The organism is Coraliomargarita algicola (assembly GCF_033878955.1).
Taxonomy (GTDB): Bacteria; Verrucomicrobiota; Verrucomicrobiia; order Opitutales; family Coraliomargaritaceae; genus Thalassobacterium; species Thalassobacterium algicola.
Window position 1 is genome coordinate 1,371,428 of sequence record NZ_CP138858.1, and the last position, 18,153, is coordinate 1,389,580.

The following is an 18,153-nucleotide window of genomic DNA, read 5'->3' on the forward strand; positions in this document are numbered from 1 at the left end:
AAAGTGACTAGTTCCGAGACAACGCCGACAAGCGAATCCAATAACTTCACCTAACTAGTTCAAATACTTCAGCCTAGCCGCGCCGTGGTTTCTTTGATCAACAACTTCGCTTTAAATTTACGAGACTGTGGCTTCGAATCCTCTTCATCATTATTGAGTCGGTATAACATCAATTCTGCCGTCGCATCGGCCAACTCTTCTAGTGGCTGGGCAATGGTGCTTAATTGACGAGGCAAGAACCGCCCCAAAGGAATATTATCCACCCCGATCACCGAAAGGTCTTCGGGCACACGAATGCCTCGCTCGCTCGCGGCGCGCATGGCACCAATGGCAGTTAAATCATTCATGGCGATGAGTGCAGTCGGTTTTGGTCCCGAAAAACCATCCAAGAACTCACCAAAGGTGTTACGTGCACTCAGCAAATCGTGTGCACACGGGATAAAGCTGTTTTGGCTTTCGGGGATGCCACGCTCCTTTAACATTTGATTAAACACATTCGGCCGATCCCCCGCCTCCTGCCCTTTCGCAAGTGCACAGAGAAACGCAAAACGCTCATGGCCCAAATCTAACAAATGCTCGACCGCAGCCGTAATGCCCGAAGAGAAATCCATCTCGACCGCATCAAAAGGAAACGGCTCTGTCGAAGGCCCCGTCAATGCGACAACGTGAGTGGATGTCTTTGCCGCACGTTTCAGAAAGTCCAAGTGGCTATTCAAGTCACTGACAAAATACGTCACCGCATCAATCTGACGATCGATGATCGAATCTAAACAATGCTTCTCATATTTCACATCCGTGCGGGAGTGCTCCAAGATGAGGTCATAGCCATTATCACGCATACGTTGCTCCAATAGATCCGCAAAGGTGGTATAAACAGGATTATGTAAATCCGGAATTACTAGGCCGACCGTCTTAAAGCTCCCGAGGCGTAAGCCCAATGCCGCTCGACTGGGCTTGTAGCCCAATTCTTCCGCCGCCTTAAAGACGCGGGCCGCCGTTTCCTTCGAAGCCCAAGAATTCGACCGACGATTTAAAATCGTCGATGCTGTATTAGTCGCGACACCCGCTCGCGCGGCTACATCTTTCAATCGTGCTCTCATTGGTTCAATTAGTAATATTCGGCGCTGATCAGTTGCAATCCAGATAAGTTCAAATTGCTTAGTGATGAATATCAGAGGATGCATCTGCACTGCCCCAGCGGCAAGCTTTCTAGAGGAAAAACCTAAGAATCCCTCAAGTTGCTGTAAAGAAGTAGCTTGCGTTAATATGAAGAAAAACCGCAAGAACCATAAGAAACAATTCTTGACAGTGCGATAGGAATTGTTTCTTGTGCGAGGAGATAAACCTCTCATCAAAGCTTACAAAAACCATTTTCAAGCTAACAACTCACCCATAACACACATCACTACTATGAAAAAAACACCCCTACTCCTCACTTCAATGTTCGCAGCGTCCATTTCGATGCAGGCGCAGGTAATCTTCCAAGACGGCTTCTCCACCAGCTCAGGGAATAACAATTTGGATATAAACGACAGCATCGGTGTCACTCGCCAAACAGCAGGCACCACCTCCACCTATACTCATACGGGGTCGACATCGCAGTCCAATGTGTCAACAAATGATGATGGCACCACCAATAATGGTAATACTGCAGGAAATTCGATGGGGCGCATTCGTAACAATGAGCAAACTGGCGGTGCATCTAACGCCTTCCTTAGTTTAGATACAAATTTCGGCAGTTCACTCGCGGGTGAAGTTTATACCATCTCCTTCGACCTTCATTACAAATCACGCGTCACAGACTCGACCGACCAGTGGATCTCATTCGCGATCGGCGATAGCGTCGCTCCTCAAGCCCCAAGCGCAGCAGGCAGCGACTTTGGAATCCTGCTTCGCCCAGACGGCGTCAACCCAGCCAATAATAACTTAACACGCTATTATAGTGATGGAATACTTAGCGCGAGCGATGATTACACAAGCACTCCTTCCTTCACATCGAGCTATGTTAATTTCATAGTTACAGTGAATGAGACAGGTGCCGGCACCACCATTGGCGCGACAGCGAACGGCACAGCAATACTCAGCGATTTCGCAGCCGACTTTGCAACAGGTGATCGCTACTTCGCATTCGGCAGCCACTTAGGTTCTGGTGTATCTGCATTCTCTGACGTGTTCTTAGACAATCTAACTATCACCGTCGTTCCCGAGCCAAGCACCTATGCCCTCATCGGTGGTCTACTGGCTCTTGGATTTGCATCCATCAAGCGTCGCAAATAATTTTTCATTAGGGTTATATAGGGTAAAAGGGCAGCCTTCGGGCTGTCCTTTTTTTTTGCTGAATTCTTCGTTACAACAAGAAACAAGAAACCTTTCTTATTGCCTTTTCAGATATCTTGGTGATGCTAATTTTCTCGTAACTAACCCCATTTAGATCAACGAGCATTTCCTAAAGCCTCATGAGTTCTACACATATCCCCCACATTCCTGGTCAAAAGCGCGTGCCCTTGCGCACGAAAGTCACTTGGGGCTGTGGGGGGCTGGCGGACAATTTCATGTTCAACACCTTGACCGCGCTCGGCACGCTGGTCTACGTGCAGCACTTTGGCTTGAGTCCAGCGCTGGCGGGCATGGCCTTGGCATTTCCGCGTTTAATCGATGCCTTTACCGATCCGTGGATCGGCAACTTGTCCGACAATCTTAAAACAAAATACGGGCGTCGCCGCCCCTTGATGTTTTTCGGAGTCATTGCCTGCGCCCTACTGCTCCCCTTATTGTGGACACCGATGGGAGCAGAAACCGCGCAGAACCCATGGTTCAGTAATATCCCGTTTTTTTACATCGTCACGATTGGCAGCCTGCTTGCCGTCGCCTACACACTTTTTGTAGTACCCTATACTGCGCTGGGTTTCGAGCTCACGCCGAACTACGATGAACGAACGCGCGTCATCGTCTGGCGGATGTATATAGGGCTCATCGGATCGGTCTCCGCCGGTTGGCTCTTTCGGCTCGCAGCGGCAGATACCTTTCCGAACTTAGGTGAAGGTGCTTTCTGGGTCACAGTGGGGGTGGCTGTCATCGTTTTAATCTCCGGCTTGATTCCAACCTTCGGTTGCAAAGAAGACCTTGAAATTGAAACGCAGGAACCGATCAAACTTTTGCCTGCGATCAAATACACGATGACGAACAAGCCTTTCGTCATCTTATTCATCGCCTACGTCACCATCATCGTCGCGCTCTTCTCCGCGCAAAGCATCGCACCGCTATTGATGTTGCACTACGTCTTCAATGGCAGCGAAAAAGCGATTGGCGACTTCACCGGATGGTTCACCACACTCGCGGTTGGCTTATCGTATGGCAGCATGTTTTTCATCGGCTATCTTTCGACACGCTTCAACAAGCGCTCGGCCATGTTGGTCGGCCTATGCTTTGTCCTCCTCGGTACCATTTTGAATTTCTTCGCGATCGATCCACGCTGGCCCTGGGCGCTCTACGTGGTCGGCGGCATTACCTTCATTGGCATGCAAGGTTGCTGGCTGATGATCGACTCGATGGTCGCCGACGTCTGTGATGACGACGAACTCGAAACCGGACGCCGCCGCGAAGGCATGTTTAGTTCCGTCAAAGGCTTCGCACTCAAAGCAGCCCAAGGCATAACTTTCGGGCTCGGTGGTTACATGGCAACAGCCGCAGGCTACGACCCGCAAGTGGTCGATGCCTCTGGCTTGGACGAAGCAACCGCCGTCAAAATGAAAGCCCTACTCATCGGCTTTCAGTCACTCGGCCTGGTGCTTGCGATCTTTTTAATGTGGTTCTACCCGATTAGCCGTCAACGTGCCGAAGAAACGCAACGTTTACTCGAAGCCAGAGCGGGCAAAGACACATAGCGCATACCGCGACACAAGGCCACAGGGCAAGATGCCCTGCTTCCAAAAACGGAACAAGGGCATCCTTGCCCTTGAATCACCTTTCTGACTCACAAGTCAGTGCTTCGTTCTCATACAAACTAAACTGCGAAGGATTCAGTTTCGCTTTTGCTGGATTATTACGGATATAGCGGACACAACGTTCAAAATGAGTCCGATCGCGAATCAAGCGATCCCAATAACCCGCACTCCAAAATTCACCAGTATGCTTCGTCGTCTTCATAATCTGCTGCGACGAATAACTTTTCCATGTATGCAAAATATCTTCCAGCAGGCAACCGCTCAAAGGTTGAAATAAAATATGCACATGATTGGGCATGATGACGTATGACCGAACAGCATGACGCTCACCTTCAAAATGCGAAAGTGCTCCCTCGACGATTAAACGAAGCGTTGGGTCACTGAGCGCACACGATCCGCTGCCCGGATCCAACCATCGCTCAATCCGCAGCGGAAAGCGCTCACGGTATTCGGCACGCGTCGATGCATCCCAAGGCAACGGTTGTTTCTCGAACCAAATCCTGCGTTCGGATGACCAACCGCGCAAAACATTTTCAGGTAGGGAGTCCGCCATGCGCCATGTAACAAAAACAAAAGCCTCCCCTTGCTGCCAGTGCGGCAGATTCAGGCCGTGCTGGTCGATGTGCGCATAGGGGTTGAGAAACTCACTCATCTAGAAGTGGATGTTAGAAATTTAGACCGCGAACGCCAGCCAGAAATTAGAGTCGCCACTCGCAGCAGCACAGGGCAAGGATGCCCTGTTTCCAAAACTGGAACAAGGGCATCCCTGCCCTTGAATGAAGACCATGCGACACTCGCAGCTCCACAGAGCAAGATGCCCTGTTTCCAAAACCGGAACAAGGGCATCCCTGCCCTTGAATGAAGACCATGCGACACCCACAACGCCACAGGGCAAGGATGCCCTGTTTCCTAAACCGGAACAAGGGCATCCCTGCCCTTGAATGCGTCACGCTACGGCTCTGTCACTTCGACCTTGTAAAACGCGCGACCATGCAAGCTGGGATCTTCGAGACTAAGTGTGCCGTCCGTGGCGATCGTCGCACTAATGTCCACTTCGAGCCAATCAGCATCAGTCAAATTCAACTTGCGCAAGAGTCGATAGACTCGCCCCGCCTTGGCATTCACATCAACCACAAACGCATCACTTGTTTTTTGCACCTGGGGCGCCAACCAGTCGCTTGCATTCTTGGGATGAGTGCCGGCGATATACTCGAAATAATCCGAATCGCCATCCGTATCGCTGTCCGCATATGGATCGGCTGCCATGTCACTACCGAAGTGCTGCAATTCCCAATCGTTCGGCAATTGATCGGAGTCGATATCGTCGGGTTTACCGGGGTAGCCAATCCGCTCCTTAGACACGATGAATTGATCGAAGCGAGCATGCTCATCCTTCTGGGCATTCCAATGATCACCACTACTGCCGCCAAAGAAGGTGCTAAAGAATACCCATGCGATCTGCGCGCTGGATGTGCCCGCATCTCGAAAATCAAAGCCCGGATATGTGGCGGCTTTGACGCCGTCAAACCAACCTTCAGCCAATCCGTCCTGTTGCCCCGGAGTATTTAACTTCATGTGAATCTCGATATGATGCCAGCGCCCGGGAACGAAGATCGCTTGAAAACCTTCGGTATTCCACCAGAAACGATCGCCCGGATCGTTCAAATGCTCGGACGGCACATGAATATAAAACTCGGCCCATCCGTTCTCGCGCCACATCAAGCGCCCCGACCACTCATGCGTGCGATCGTCGAAAGACACTGCCCCTCCGAGCCCGGGCAACTTACCGCCCAGCACAAAGTCAAAGTCAGGATCAAAGCGCAACCAGTAGCTAAAATACAGTTCATCGTATTCGCCTTTTAAATCCATGAACCATTGCGCACCACTGCCATTCGACTGCTTACCGCCTTCCGGATAAAGCACCCGAACGGATTTCCCGCTACCATTATAAGCAATCGTATCGTCCACTTCGAGCCGGCCTTCGTCGGGACCGTTCGCCCACTTGGTGCCGGGCCACAGGGCTTTCCATTCACGATCGGTCTGTGCGCCTGTGGGAAAGTCATCGACCGTTTCATAGAGCAACACGACTGCATCGACTGGTGGCGCATCCACTTCGTCGAGCGCATAGCCACCATACTCGAGATAGAGCCGCGCCAGTGCCCCCGTAAAAGCGGCGTTATAATCCATGGCCACTTCGTTGCGTTGATAGTCGCTGCGATCATCCACATAGGCATCGTCGATTCCAGGGCCACCGACCAAGGCACCGTAGAGCACGTGTTGGTTATCGTTGGGGCTATCAATATTGTTCGTCGTCGAGGCGTGGGCATTGCGATGATGCGGATTGATCGGCGGATTGACTCCGAAGCCACAGACGTAGCTGCGATTCTGTGGGTTACTGCCTAAGGCGTAGTTGATTTGCGCCTTCGCAAAATCTGAATAACGCGCATCGGGGTCGTTGACTTTATCGGCATACACCAAAGCACAAAACGCAGTATTGGCGGCGTAACGCAAGGAGCCCCACTCGTCCAGCCATGCCAAGCCGCCTGGCGTATAGTTCACTTTTTGGCCATTGATACCGATAGTCCAGTAATCGAGCCAACGTTCGGCATCGGCTTTATAAGTCGCGCCGCCATCCAAATCCGCAAGCAAGACGTAGCAACCATAGGATTTATTATCCCAAGAGAGGCTCCAGATAAACGGCTGATTCCCTGCGCCACCACCGAGCATCGCATACTCGCTCTTTGCTTTGTTCAGCCAGGTGGCATCTCCTGTCGCGCGATACAACCAAAGCGCGCCCCACACCAATTCATCCTGATAGCCGCTCCATGAATTATAAAAACTCGCGGCGTTCGTAATCGAGTCGCTATACTTGCCGCGATAGGTATCAGCGAATTCGTAAAGCGCCACGGCGTGATCGATCAGTTCGGCGGCGTAGTCAGGATCATCGATGGCAACCAACATCGAGATCGCCGCGAGCGACGCAGCCGTCTCCGCAGCGAGGTCCGATCCAGGATGGTCCACATCGATTCGATACGCGGGCCGCGCCATCGTCATGCTTTCGGCACTGCCCCAATACGCGTGATCTACATCCCCGTTCCCGACTTGCCCATAAAATGCCGCCGTCGATCCATCTTCATTGCGCACGTGACACTTGATCAAGTAATCCGCCCCCCAACGAAGTTGATCCAATAGGATCGAGACTTGTCCCGTTTCGGCATAGGCGGACGGATACTCCACCGCGCCCCAAGCGAGCATAGTTAAACTATACGCCATCGGCAGTCCGAACTTCACATGATCGCCCGCATCATAAAACCCACCAATGAGATCCAACGAAACATCACTGCCATCGCTCACCGCGGAATCCCCGCGCCAAGCGACTCGAAAATCAACAGGCAAGTCACCAGAGCGCTGCACATCGTAAAAGAACAAAGACTTCTGAAGCACTTCGGCATAGTTATAGTCACCCGTCTGCGCTTTACCAAGCAACGGCCCCGATCCATCGTTATCGAAAATCCGCGCTGACGCCTCGCTCTCCCCGAGCACAGCATTCACCGGGTACGATAAGATAAAATCAAAGTGCTCCGTAGATTCATCCAGCGCATCACCCACAATGGTAACGACCACCGTCTTCGCAGTTTCACCTGGCGCAAAGCTTAAGCTCCCAAAGCGCTCTTGATAATCATCCCCTGCGACCGCACTGCCATCCAAGGTCGTATACTCAACCGTCACTGTCGCGTCGTCCACTGCCGGGTTCAAGGTGATCGTAAACGTTACACTGCCCGTGTCATTATCACCTTCGGTCACCGTCACATCCGCGACACTCACGCGGGGTTCAAGCACTGGCTCCCAGTCACGTGTCACCAAACCACCCTCTGGCAAAACTGGCTCCGAACTCGTGCGAACGATAAACCCGAAGCTTTCGAATTCTCCCGGTGCGATGGCTCTGTTATAGTATTCATTGGAAAAGGCATACACCCGATTATCAACATCACTCTCCGAAGCTTGATAGAGACTCTCCCAATTATTATCGAGCGTGCCGTCCAGTTGTAAGGTCACCAGCCACGAGTTCAGCGCCACGGCGGAATCATTGGTGATCGTCGCACGTGCTTGATAACTGTTGCCGTAATCTTCAACGAGTTCAACGCTGACCGTCTGCCCGTGGAGCGCAGCGCCCAGCACCAAAGTGAATACGAATAGAGGATGCGTGCAGAAAACACGACGCCACCAAGCGAAAGCATGGGTTGTAAACATATGAATTACGGGTATGAAATCTCAACCATGTAGAACGCCTGATCGAAGCTGCTGGAGTCCGATAAATGAACGGACTGATCACTCCCCAAGGCGCCGAGGCTGTCGACTTGCACCCAACTCGCGTCAGTCAAATTCAGCTTGCGCATCAGTCGATAGCGACGACCAGACTTGCCACTAAAGTTCAGCTCAAAGGCCTCCCCATCGGTGTAAACAAAGGTCGAAGCGAAGCGGTCACTGCCGTCTGTCGGATCAGTCCCCGCGATATACTCACCAAAATTATTCACGCCATCCCCATCAGCATCCAACATGGCATCCTCACTGCCCAGCGGATTCAAATTGTTGGCGAGTTCAAAGGTGTCCGGCATCCCATCCTTATCACCGTCGCCATCACTAAAGAGGATCGTATCAATCGCGAAGACAGCCCCCGGCTGATTGCTCGGATCCAAGCGTATATTTTGCAAGCTCGTGCCCTCCCACTCCGCATTGCCCGCGAGCGGTAGGCGCAACACTTGATAAGAACCATCGCCAACGTAGCTCGCGCTCACCTTACGCGCCGCGCTGAACGCTGGCGTTTCGGTCGTTCCCCAGAAGAATTCAGAAACTCCCGAAACTGACGAGCGAATGCGCAGCAACACGCTGTCCACGCCATCGGCATCGAAATCAACACCACTCCGCGTCAACACCGAATCGTTACCAGTCGTGGTGCCCTGCAGAGCGCCACCGATCACATAAGTGCTAGCGATGTCCTTGGTAAATTTCCACCCTTCGCTATCACCGCCCACATCGAAGCGATACGCTGGCGCTGGACGGATCGCACGACCGTCTGAAATTTCAACAAAATCGATTTCAAAGCTCTGCCCATTCACCGATCCATTCAACGGATCCAAGCGTAAGGCGGTGATGGTTTCGCCATCCCATTCGTCGACGCCCTCCAAATCGAAGACCAGCGACTGAAAGGCCCCAATTTCGGTATAATCCAAAAGCTGCGAACGTGCCCCCGCAAAACCGCCCGCGCCTTCGCGGCCCCAGAACAGTTGTATCGGTGCGGCGACGGTCGCTTTCATTCGCACCGTTACTTGCGTATGCAGTATTCCATCCAGCGATAGTCCGGTGATGTTGATCTGCGGATCATCTGAGCTCGCAGTGCCCGTCAGGCTACTGCCATCACTTATAAAATCACTCAGGTTATTCCCGTTCCATCCTTCAGTATCGCTGGCCGTATTAAATTCATAGCGTGTATGATAAACCGTCTCGATCACACGACTGGTCGCAGTGAGCGCGTTGCCATCATCGGCGCTGAGGCTTGCCCAATAATTGCCGCCCTCAGTCAAAGTCGCTCGTGAGATTTGACGATGCCCGACATAGGTCTCATACACATTGGCCACATTAGAACCATTCGTGAGAGCGACACTCAACCATGGCTCATCAGTGCCAGACGAGCTGGGATCGAGATCAATTGCACCACCTGATTGCTCCGCACTTAAGACCGATAAGGCAGTCGTGGACGCGAAGCTCTTTTGCAGCAACGACAGATCGCTAAACTGCCCCGCGACGGTAGTCGTTTCGTTACCACTCGTCACAAACATCCCGACACGTGCCACGCCTGGTAACGCGACTGTCAGCTCTGATCCGATGGCGCTATACGTCACTCCATCGGACGAAACAAATGCCGCCACGGTTTCGCCGCGTCGTTCTAATTTCAAATACACTGGAAAGCTTAGTCCCAAGCCGGCATCGCTGCTAAGCTCCGCATACCAACCACCATCACGACGGCCTAACACAAACGCAGTACCGTTCGGCGCAAACCCGACAAATGCGGCGGCATCGGTCGCGCCCGGTCCACCGCGCACCATCAGCCCCGCACGCGTCGGCCCCGACGCATCCGTCAGAGAGTCGAGTCGCGCGATCCAATCAAAGTCGCCCGCCACAGCCTTCCAAACAAAGCGGCCTTCATCGTAAGTCTGCCCCTCTCCCACGCCAACACCTTGGCCAGAACCATTCACAGTAAAAACACCCGCGGCCTCGCTGTGACTACCGACGACATCGACCGTGCCCACGTCGCTCGAAATCCAATTGCCCGCCACCACATCACTACTCGTTGTCGGCAACTCACCGGGCACAGTCACTTCAACTGTCAAGTCTGTCGTGCCCACCGAAACACCGTCCGTCACTACTGCGCGTAAGACATGCGTGCCCACTTCTTCGAAAGTGATCTCGGTATCGGGCGAAGTCACATTTGAAAAAGTAACTGGAGCGGGCCCAGACTCGAGTTCCCAAACCATTGAAGTGCCGCCCCCCGTGAGCAACCCGCGCGTGCGTAAACTTTGTCCGGCGGGAATCGATATCTTCGACGACCAAGGCCGCTCAAAGCTGACTCCGAGCGAACCACTGACATAGCGCTCACGCAGGCTCGTTAGTAAGCGATCCACTTCATGTATTTGCAGTTCTCCCGTGTAGAGTCGAATCTCGGCAATCTCTCCTTGAAATCCACCGACCGAGTTGGTCTGACTTTTCCCTAATACCAAAGTGCTGACTGCTCGACCGATGTTAAAGTGATTAGCGGCTTGCGTGGTCTTGGACTGCGCCAAGCTATCCACGAAGAGTTTCATATTACGCTCATCGCCCGCGTTATCCAATGCGATTTCTGAACCATCCCAAGTTGCGACGACCACATGCCAATCGCCCTCAGCCGCAGAACCGTTGCCCGTATCACCACGGAAGAGCGCATCCACCGAGCCATCGATGTCCTCGATGCTCCAACCAAAACGACCATTCGCCGCCATCGAAAGCCCCCACCCGAGATCACTCCCCGCAACGCTCGCATCCAACAAACCTGACGTGCCAAAGTCGGCTGTCTCTAGTCCGGCATTGCCACCGCTCGACTTGACTACGATCGCGATACTCATCGCCGTGGTGCTGTTAAAAGGATTTTCTTCAAGCGATAGCCCCAGCGCATCATCGCCATCCAGACGCACAGATGCCAAACCTGTTGGCGATGCGCTAGCCACAAAGACAGGCGCGCCCGCGCCTCCGTCACTGACATTTGAAAACGTAAGCCCATTGAGACGATCCGTCCAAGTCGTCACCGTGTTCAAGTTCGCGGCTGAAGCCTCTAGATCTTCTGCCACCCAGACCGCCTGCGGTGTGAGTTGTTGCGGATAGGCAAACTTCAGTCCCGATCGCGCCAGCATGGCAGCGCCATGTGTGCTTAAGCGACCATTGCGATAACTCCCATCCTGCGGGCCACTCACGACACTGGCATTGAAGTATCGACCACGTGAATACACATATAGAGGTCCCCCACTGTCTCCTGGCCCCGTGCCGCCCTCAAAGCGTGTCGCATAGTCACTCGGGCTCGCGGTATTGGGATTATTGTAGTTGTAATAAATATGCTGCGGAATGATCGATGCCTCACCGAGTCCGGTCGAAACAATCCGCTGCGTCATCGCACGAAACTGACTATCTACAGTGGTATTCACTCCCAGTGCCCCAGAAGTGCCCTGCCCAACTTGCCAGCCCAACTGTTCATACTCATCGAAGCGATCGTAAGGCGCCACCCAAGCCACCGCAGCCGTGATCGGCGTGTCCAAATGAATGAGCATGACATCGTCATATCCGCCATCACCCGATTGCACACGGTAGGCCGTTCCCGCCACCGTGGTGGAGACCCCATTCGTTTCATAGGTCATCGTCACGCGCTGCTCGTCTTCCAGGCTGATGCAGTGAGCAGCGGACACCGCCCATTCGCTATTTAGCATCGCCGCCGAACAGCCACTGACATAGGCCTTGCTCTCAAACTGCGGCAAGGCACCCAGGGCCAAGGCCTCGGCATCGGTCATGCCGGGATGACGCAATACAGCATGCGACGAAACAACAAAACTAAAGAGAAGACTAACTGCGGCAAAACATACTCCAAGATTTTGAAAAGAGCTAAACATAGAATTCATATAGAAAAAGTGACGACCACCACAGACATGCGGCAGTCATTGAATTTTAAGCATCTGGCAAGAGATCGAAGGTCATCCCACCTTGATGGGGCACGCCCGTATGGATGCCGCGATGAGGCCGTGCCACCTGCTCGGTTTCTCGTTGCGCGTGGATCTGCTTAATTTGAGCGGACGCAGGTAAGTTCACCGACAGCATGCAACCATCGGCTGGCAGTTGAGCCCGCAAAACAAAACGATAAGATTTGTTGTCAGCGCTCAGTGCTAGTGTTTGCGACGTCCCGGGTAAAGTGCCGCCGGCTTCGTGACGGACTGAAAACTCGGCTGTTCCATTCCTCGAATCACTCGCCGTAAACTGCAGAACAATCTGCTCGCCTGCTTCGAGATCCGCGAGCGGTCCAACCGAAAGTGTTTGAACCCCAGAGCCTCTGGCATCGATTCGAGTTTCGAGTTCTTGAACTGCAATCGCCGTGCGAAACGGCACCGCATAAACGCTCCCCTCCCAGCGGCCATCTTCCCGCAAGCTTTTCAAAAGACCGCGCTTGTTCGGGCCCACGCCAATTGCGGCGAGGTTGAACAGTTGCTCCCCGCGTTGCACCGCCTTGATCTGACTCACGCCCCCAGTCACCACCGTGCGAGGTGCGTCGTGATGCTCCAACAGATTGCGAATCGCACCAGTCATCGTTTCGTTGTATCCACGATCGTGAGACGCCGGCCATTGCATCGCATGCACGGCATTGCCTCCGCGCTCCCACAGATGGAGCAATTGTTGATTCGCGAGTGCCTGGTCTTTGCTCAACGCTTGATACTCTCCCAGCACCATCGAATCGAAGCCCGAAGTATAGCCAGCTTGAAAGGCATTGGCGGGCTTCTGAAACCAAACAGAATAGCGGGTAAACCCAAAGCCCACTCCCGCAGTCATCGCATAATCAATTGGAGTAATCCGCACCATGCGTTCACTAAATAGATCCAAAGTGCCCACCGCGTAGAGGTCTGGAATTTGAGGACTTAATAATTTCGGAAGGAAAGCCAGCCAGCAAGGCCTGCGCAAAGGTATCGGCCAGTCGTCGATTCACCACATAGCGGTTGTAGTTCACCCAATCATTGAAAAATGGATTTTCGGAATCGTAACGATCCCAGCGACCACGATCGGTATCACGCGGCGCATCAAACGCAATCAAGTCCGGCCCCTTGCGCGCCTGAAGCACCGCCTCAAGATCGCTACCATATTGGAGCATCAAATACTCACGAAAGCCGCGAATCATCGCAGGGTTATAATCACCGACCGATTTGTCCTCCTTGATCGCAATCTCAAACTCATGGTTCGGTTCGACCGAAATAACTCGCTCAGGATGCGCACGAAAAGCTTCGCTCAAGGTAAATAGAAAGCTACGCAGCGGCAGTAAATAGAGGCGATCCAGTGCGGGCAGTCCAAAGGCATAGGTGGAGCCGACAAAACTGTTTTGTTTCCCAAACTCGCCGTAATATGAAATATTGTTCAGCCGCGACAGTGACAAATATTTGGGCAATCCACTGGCTACATCCAAGACAGACTTCCAGTCATCGAAACGATCATTGAACTGGCGATGGGTAAAACAGGGTTCCCATAAGGCACGTTGCTGTTCATCTAGCGGCCGACGCAACTGTCCCAATCCAGACCGAGCAGGAGCGGTCGCGCGGTCCCAGTCGGCAGGGTCGGTTCCCATCAACAAAGAAGCATCCGTATATGCCGGCGATGAGCCATCTGTGCGCAAGTGACCATAGCGAACGAATTTGATATACTCGCCCGAATCACTCGCATCGAATCCGAAGCCACTACCGGTGATCCAGAATTCATTTTCATGACGCCCCACATTCAATTTCTCGTCAGCACTGGCCCCCGCAAAGGTCAACACCTCGGACATACTCGAGTCGGGAAACGCACCCCAATGCATGTTCGTGCCAAAAGCACTTCGATACAGCCCCGTCAATTCAACCGTTTCCTCCAGCTGCAAAAAACGGTGTTCCCCGCCCTGCGGATCAAATTGCAGTAAACAATTTGCCTCCGAATAAAATAGCTCTAGACCAGTCGAGCCCGCGAGTTGGTAGGACTCTAAATGTGTCGCACCGTCGCCAGGAGCCGTAAACTTTATCGCGTCCAAATACTCGCCAGCAGCACTATAAAGAATCACAGCCGTCGACTGCCCCTTGCGCTGCAAACTGGAAGTCACCGCAATCTCATCCCCTGCTTGCTTAGGAATGAAGTCGCCAGCCGCGATTTGATAAGGTGCCGACAGACCACGCGGGATCGGCAAGTCATAAAGAAAACCTCCTAGTGTATTGTAAACGCGAAGCGCACGAACGGAGGCATGCGCAATCGGAGCCGTAACGATAAACTCGCCCGCATCCGATTGACGCCCCGCCGCGACCAAAACGCCACCAGTGACTGTTTGGGGATACGCTAAAAACTGCACAGCAGGCACCCCGTTCGGATCCAACACTCGGACAAAAGTCAGATTCTCCTCGGAGGCACCTTGACCTGCCACCACACGTGGACCCAGCGGCACAGGTGACGGCACAGTGCTGCGCTCACGCTCAAGACGAGTCGCCAAATCGAGATCCGCATCTAAGACTGTCAGGACAGTCGCACTGGACGAATCTTCCGCGACCTGAAATATACGACTACTCTCAGGATTCGCCTGCGCAGCAAGACACGCAGTCAAGTAACTGAAGCAGCCAAGCAAACGGCGATAGGTAGGGGTAAACATGGGATCGATGGGACTCCCCCCTTACCCATCCGAAACGAGCGGCGCCGACAAATGCATGATCGGAGCCGACAACAAACCACTCGGAAATAACTGATACGCCTCACTATAGGCATCACCTACTGTTCGATAGGAATCAGGTCGAGTCATCCCTTGTTCTTTCGGCATCCGGTGCAAAGGACCGAACAGATTTTGCCGTGTGAGATATAGCTTCACCTTCAAACAGCCGTTGTCCGATGACATTCGCAGGCTGGTTCGACTCGGAGGAAAAGCGATTAGCTCTGATTGATTCCCGAGTATTACTTCAGCGCAGGCCCCCGAATACTCGGGCAACTCCAGTTCCAATCCTTGCTCGCTGCAAGCTTCAGGAAGCCGCAAACAATAAGTCACCGCGCCCGTGTAAAATGGAAATCCTTGCTCCACTAAATCACCGACAAACACCTGCTTCGGTGATGCTGCGATCTCCCAATCCTCACCCTTAGAATAAACACCAAAATCGCCGAGCAAGTAGATCGCCTCGAGATCGGTATCCTCCGACAAATCGGTCTCCATGGTAATGCAGTTGTCACCTTGCAGCAAATATCCCACCGGTAATTGTATGCGCTTTAATGCGATATCTATATGCCAGTGACTCAGATCATCACAAAGTATGACATGACCATTTAGAGAAATACGCCAGCGTTCTGGCTGCTCTGCCAGCAACTCAAGTCCTGCGGGGATCTGAGAAACATTGAAGGGAAACTCCAACGTCAATTTCTTCGCAACAACGTCGTCGGTTTTCGAACGACACCAAGGCTGCACCATCTCTCCAGAGACTTGCGGCCAACCGAGCGCGTCACGAATAGCTGTATCCTGACGTAGAATATCTCGGCACTCACTCCACTCTCCTTCATCCAAACGATAGCGAGCTCGTTCCAAAAGCAACGCATTAGGCTCACTCAATACATAATCAAACGGCCCCTCGATCGGCAGCGAAAATGGCTCGGCGGTTACGCGTTCAGGCTCCGCAGCGTCACCCTCCTCCGCCTCGGGCACGACTCGATACAAGTGCTCTCCGAGCGACTCGAAATCCACCCACCAGCGCAGCCCATCCGCATGTGATGCCACGGCAACTGACTCAATTTGACCGCTACGGCAATTCAAACGTTCCACTCTTCCACCTTGGCTGAGGTCAATTTGAACCTTCTTCAATTGTTCGTCTGTCGTATTCACTAGACCGATAAAAACTTCTCCAGAATCCAAGCGACGCACATGACTGATCACATCCACGACACCCGCACCTTCGTTGAGTTGCAGAAACTGATCGCTATTTCCCCGAAGGCAATCAACCAATTCATCTCGCTCCCAGTTACATGCCAGAGCCTGCTTCGCAAAAGCACGCACCGAATGACTGCGTTCGGCATCCAGATAAGCGGGGACCTCACCAGCAAAGATGACCGCTCCGCCCGCAGATTGAAAGGCTTCCAGCAACGACAAGGTCGTTCCGCGCATCGTCTCTAAGCCACCGACCACGATGCTGCGATACCGCATCTGACCGAAGCGCAGATACGCTTGCCCCTCCACAACTTCGATTTCTGCGAGACGTGACAGTTGTTCCTCATCGCCATAATCAAAATCAATTTGGCTATTCGTCAGCCAATGGAAGAGTTCAACAAATTTCGTCTCTAGCAGATCTACTGAAGGCGAAATTGAACGTAGCCAAGTGGCCCAGCCTAAATGAAACTGCGCCGAAATCGACTCATTCGGATGAATCACCAATACGTCACAATCCGGCTGACCTTGTTGTAAGATTAAATTAACTCGTGAGAAATAATCCTCCACGTATTTGTATTGTGGATACCATGCGGATTGATGGAAAATACTCGCGGGATAATCACGCTTCGCCTCCCCTGCCATGGAATACCACGCAAGGTGATGGCAGCGAAGATTCACACCGAGAAAGGCCTGCCAGTCCCCGATTTGCTTGTGCCCCTCGAAGCCCATTTGCCACCCCGTGCAGCCATACAATTCGGACAGCACATACGGCTGCCCCTGTTGTCGAGCCACGGACACCACCTGCTTCGCCACCCAGTATGCGCGGCAATCCTGCGTCAACACGTCGATCCCAGGATAGCTCATCTGCTCATAGTATCTCGCCAATGAACCACAAGGCACTGCTTGCGCCGCGAGTGAATCTTCATGCAGCACGTGTCCTGTAAGTAGCAAGTCGTTCGACTCACACCAGTCCAAGCAAGGACGCGCCCAGTTCTCGATAAAGAGCTGCTGCAGCAGTTCGGCATAATGCCACTTTAATTTGGAAATCGACTCCCCATGATACTGAAAATACAGCTCTGGCAAACGCCCGCGTAGCTCATAACCGAAGCGTTTCGAAAACTCTTCAAAGAGTGCTTCCGTATACGGAATCGCAACCGCGGAGTCCGACGCCCCTGGTTGTTCAACGGCGTCACACAGAATAAACCCGCGATGAGGCTCATCCGTGAACACGCCCTTGATAGCTTTGCCAAAATGGTCGCCACACTGATCACGGTATTTTTCATGCGTCGATTCGATAAATGCATCCGTCGCCGAACGGCTTAAAGTATCCAAGTAAGAGCCACCATTATAGAACGAATGCGATGGATGAATTTCACGAACAAACAACAAGAGCTGTCGGCCCGCAGGCACCACGTCCACCGATTGATGCGTAACCGAGTCATACTGCTTCAAGTGCAAGCCATCCAAATCTGCATAGTGCGCTTCGATAAAGTCATCCGACTCCGGCCATTTAATGACTTCATCAGCCGCATATTGACGTAAGATAATGGAACGCATCCGATGCGCTTGGTCCTTAGTCACCTTGCCACCGGCACTGCCGCTGGGCCAGCGATCTTCATCGTAAAGCCAACCTTCGAGGCCGAGTTCACTCGCCTGCTGCGAGCAACTATTGATCAGCTCAAACCACTCCTTGCCCAGATACTCCGTCTTCAAACCTGTGCGGGAATGCATAAAAACGCCCCCCATCCCCATCGACTTGGCGACTCCCATCTGACGCAGTAGTTCTTCTTCATTGAGCTCGCCATTCCACGACCAAAATGGTTTGCCGCGCAACTCCGCTGGCGGGTCCTCAAAGGCACGTCGAAAGTCCGCCTGGGCGTGACTAATGGTGGAATCGGAATCAGTCTTAGGGTTGGAAAGTGACAAAGGTTTCATTCTATAAGAAATGATTCTTATTGCACTCTAAGGGTCAAGACTATAACAAGAAACAATTCTTAAGTATAATAATTACCACAA

General features: G+C 52.7%; 9 protein-coding genes. 2 read left to right on the forward strand and 7 right to left on the reverse strand.

Annotation, left to right across the window (positions count from 1 at the left end; translation table 11 throughout):
- Nucleotides 1-68: 68 nt before the first annotated feature.
- Entirely contained in the window at nt 69-1,100 is a 1,032-nt protein-coding gene (locus tag SH580_RS05255) for a LacI family DNA-binding transcriptional regulator (protein WP_319833964.1), read from the reverse strand.
- Between the two features lie 310 nt (nt 1,101-1,410).
- Here SH580_RS05255 and SH580_RS05260 point away from each other — a divergent pair, with 310 nt between their 5' ends.
- Nucleotides 1,411-2,277, forward strand: a complete 867-nt coding sequence (locus SH580_RS05260; RefSeq protein ID WP_319833965.1) for a PEP-CTERM sorting domain-containing protein — start codon at nt 1,411-1,413, stop codon at nt 2,275-2,277.
- A gap of 179 nt (nt 2,278-2,456) precedes the next feature.
- Nucleotides 2,457-3,884 (forward strand): MFS transporter, encoded by a 1,428-nt coding sequence (locus SH580_RS05265; RefSeq protein WP_319833966.1) that lies wholly within the window; start codon nt 2,457-2,459, stop codon nt 3,882-3,884.
- A gap of 76 nt (nt 3,885-3,960) precedes the next feature.
- On the opposite strand, the gene SH580_RS05270 is transcribed toward SH580_RS05265, so the two are convergent.
- The 6 genes from SH580_RS05270 to SH580_RS05295 all read right to left on the reverse strand — a co-directional run bounded on the left by SH580_RS05270 (nt 3,961) and on the right by SH580_RS05295 (nt 18,072).
- On the reverse strand, nt 3,961-4,596 hold the full coding sequence (locus SH580_RS05270; protein WP_319833967.1) for a transposase: 636 nt from the start codon (nt 4,594-4,596) through the stop codon (nt 3,961-3,963).
- 299 nt (nt 4,597-4,895) lie between these two features.
- A complete protein-coding gene (locus tag SH580_RS05275; protein WP_319833968.1) occupies nt 4,896-8,195 on the reverse strand; it encodes a glycoside hydrolase family 9 protein in 3,300 nt (1,099 codons plus the stop codon).
- Between the two features lie 5 nt (nt 8,196-8,200).
- The gene (locus tag SH580_RS05280) at nt 8,201-12,142 is read right to left on the reverse strand and encodes a trypsin-like serine protease (protein WP_319833969.1); all 3,942 of its coding nucleotides are present in this window, start codon (nt 12,140-12,142) and stop codon (nt 8,201-8,203) included.
- Nucleotides 12,143-12,188: 46 nt separating this feature from the next.
- On the reverse strand, nt 12,189-13,091 hold the full coding sequence (locus tag SH580_RS05285) for a hypothetical protein (protein ID WP_319833970.1): 903 nt from the start codon (nt 13,089-13,091) through the stop codon (nt 12,189-12,191).
- A 7-nt stretch (nt 13,092-13,098) separates the two neighbouring features.
- Nucleotides 13,099-14,886 (reverse strand): hypothetical protein, encoded by a 1,788-nt coding sequence (locus tag SH580_RS05290; RefSeq protein ID WP_319833971.1) that lies wholly within the window; start codon nt 14,884-14,886, stop codon nt 13,099-13,101.
- Between the two features lie 21 nt (nt 14,887-14,907).
- Nucleotides 14,908-18,072, reverse strand: a complete 3,165-nt coding sequence (locus tag SH580_RS05295; protein WP_319833972.1) for a glycosyl hydrolase — start codon at nt 18,070-18,072, stop codon at nt 14,908-14,910.
- Nucleotides 18,073-18,153: the final 81 nt, after the last annotated feature.

What these genes read in the sequence shown, in the direction of transcription:
- SH580_RS05255 (WP_319833964.1), bottom strand. Translation starts at nt 1,100, where the DNA reads ATGAGAGCACGATTGAAAGATGTAGCCGCGCGAGCGGGTGTCGCGACT.
- SH580_RS05260 (WP_319833965.1), top strand. Translation starts at nt 1,411, where the DNA reads ATGAAAAAAACACCCCTACTCCTCACTTCAATGTTCGCAGCGTCCATT.
- SH580_RS05265 (WP_319833966.1), top strand. Translation starts at nt 2,457, where the DNA reads ATGAGTTCTACACATATCCCCCACATTCCTGGTCAAAAGCGCGTGCCC.
- SH580_RS05270 (WP_319833967.1), bottom strand. Translation starts at nt 4,596, where the DNA reads ATGAGTGAGTTTCTCAACCCCTATGCGCACATCGACCAGCACGGCCTG.
- SH580_RS05275 (WP_319833968.1), bottom strand. Translation starts at nt 8,195, where the DNA reads ATGTTTACAACCCATGCTTTCGCTTGGTGGCGTCGTGTTTTCTGCACG.
- SH580_RS05280 (WP_319833969.1), bottom strand. Translation starts at nt 12,142, where the DNA reads ATGAATTCTATGTTTAGCTCTTTTCAAAATCTTGGAGTATGTTTTGCC.
- SH580_RS05285 (WP_319833970.1), bottom strand. Translation starts at nt 13,091, where the DNA reads ATGGTGCGGATTACTCCAATTGATTATGCGATGACTGCGGGAGTGGGC.
- SH580_RS05290 (WP_319833971.1), bottom strand. Translation starts at nt 14,886, where the DNA reads ATGTTTACCCCTACCTATCGCCGTTTGCTTGGCTGCTTCAGTTACTTG.
- SH580_RS05295 (WP_319833972.1), bottom strand. Translation starts at nt 18,072, where the DNA reads ATGAAACCTTTGTCACTTTCCAACCCTAAGACTGATTCCGATTCCACC.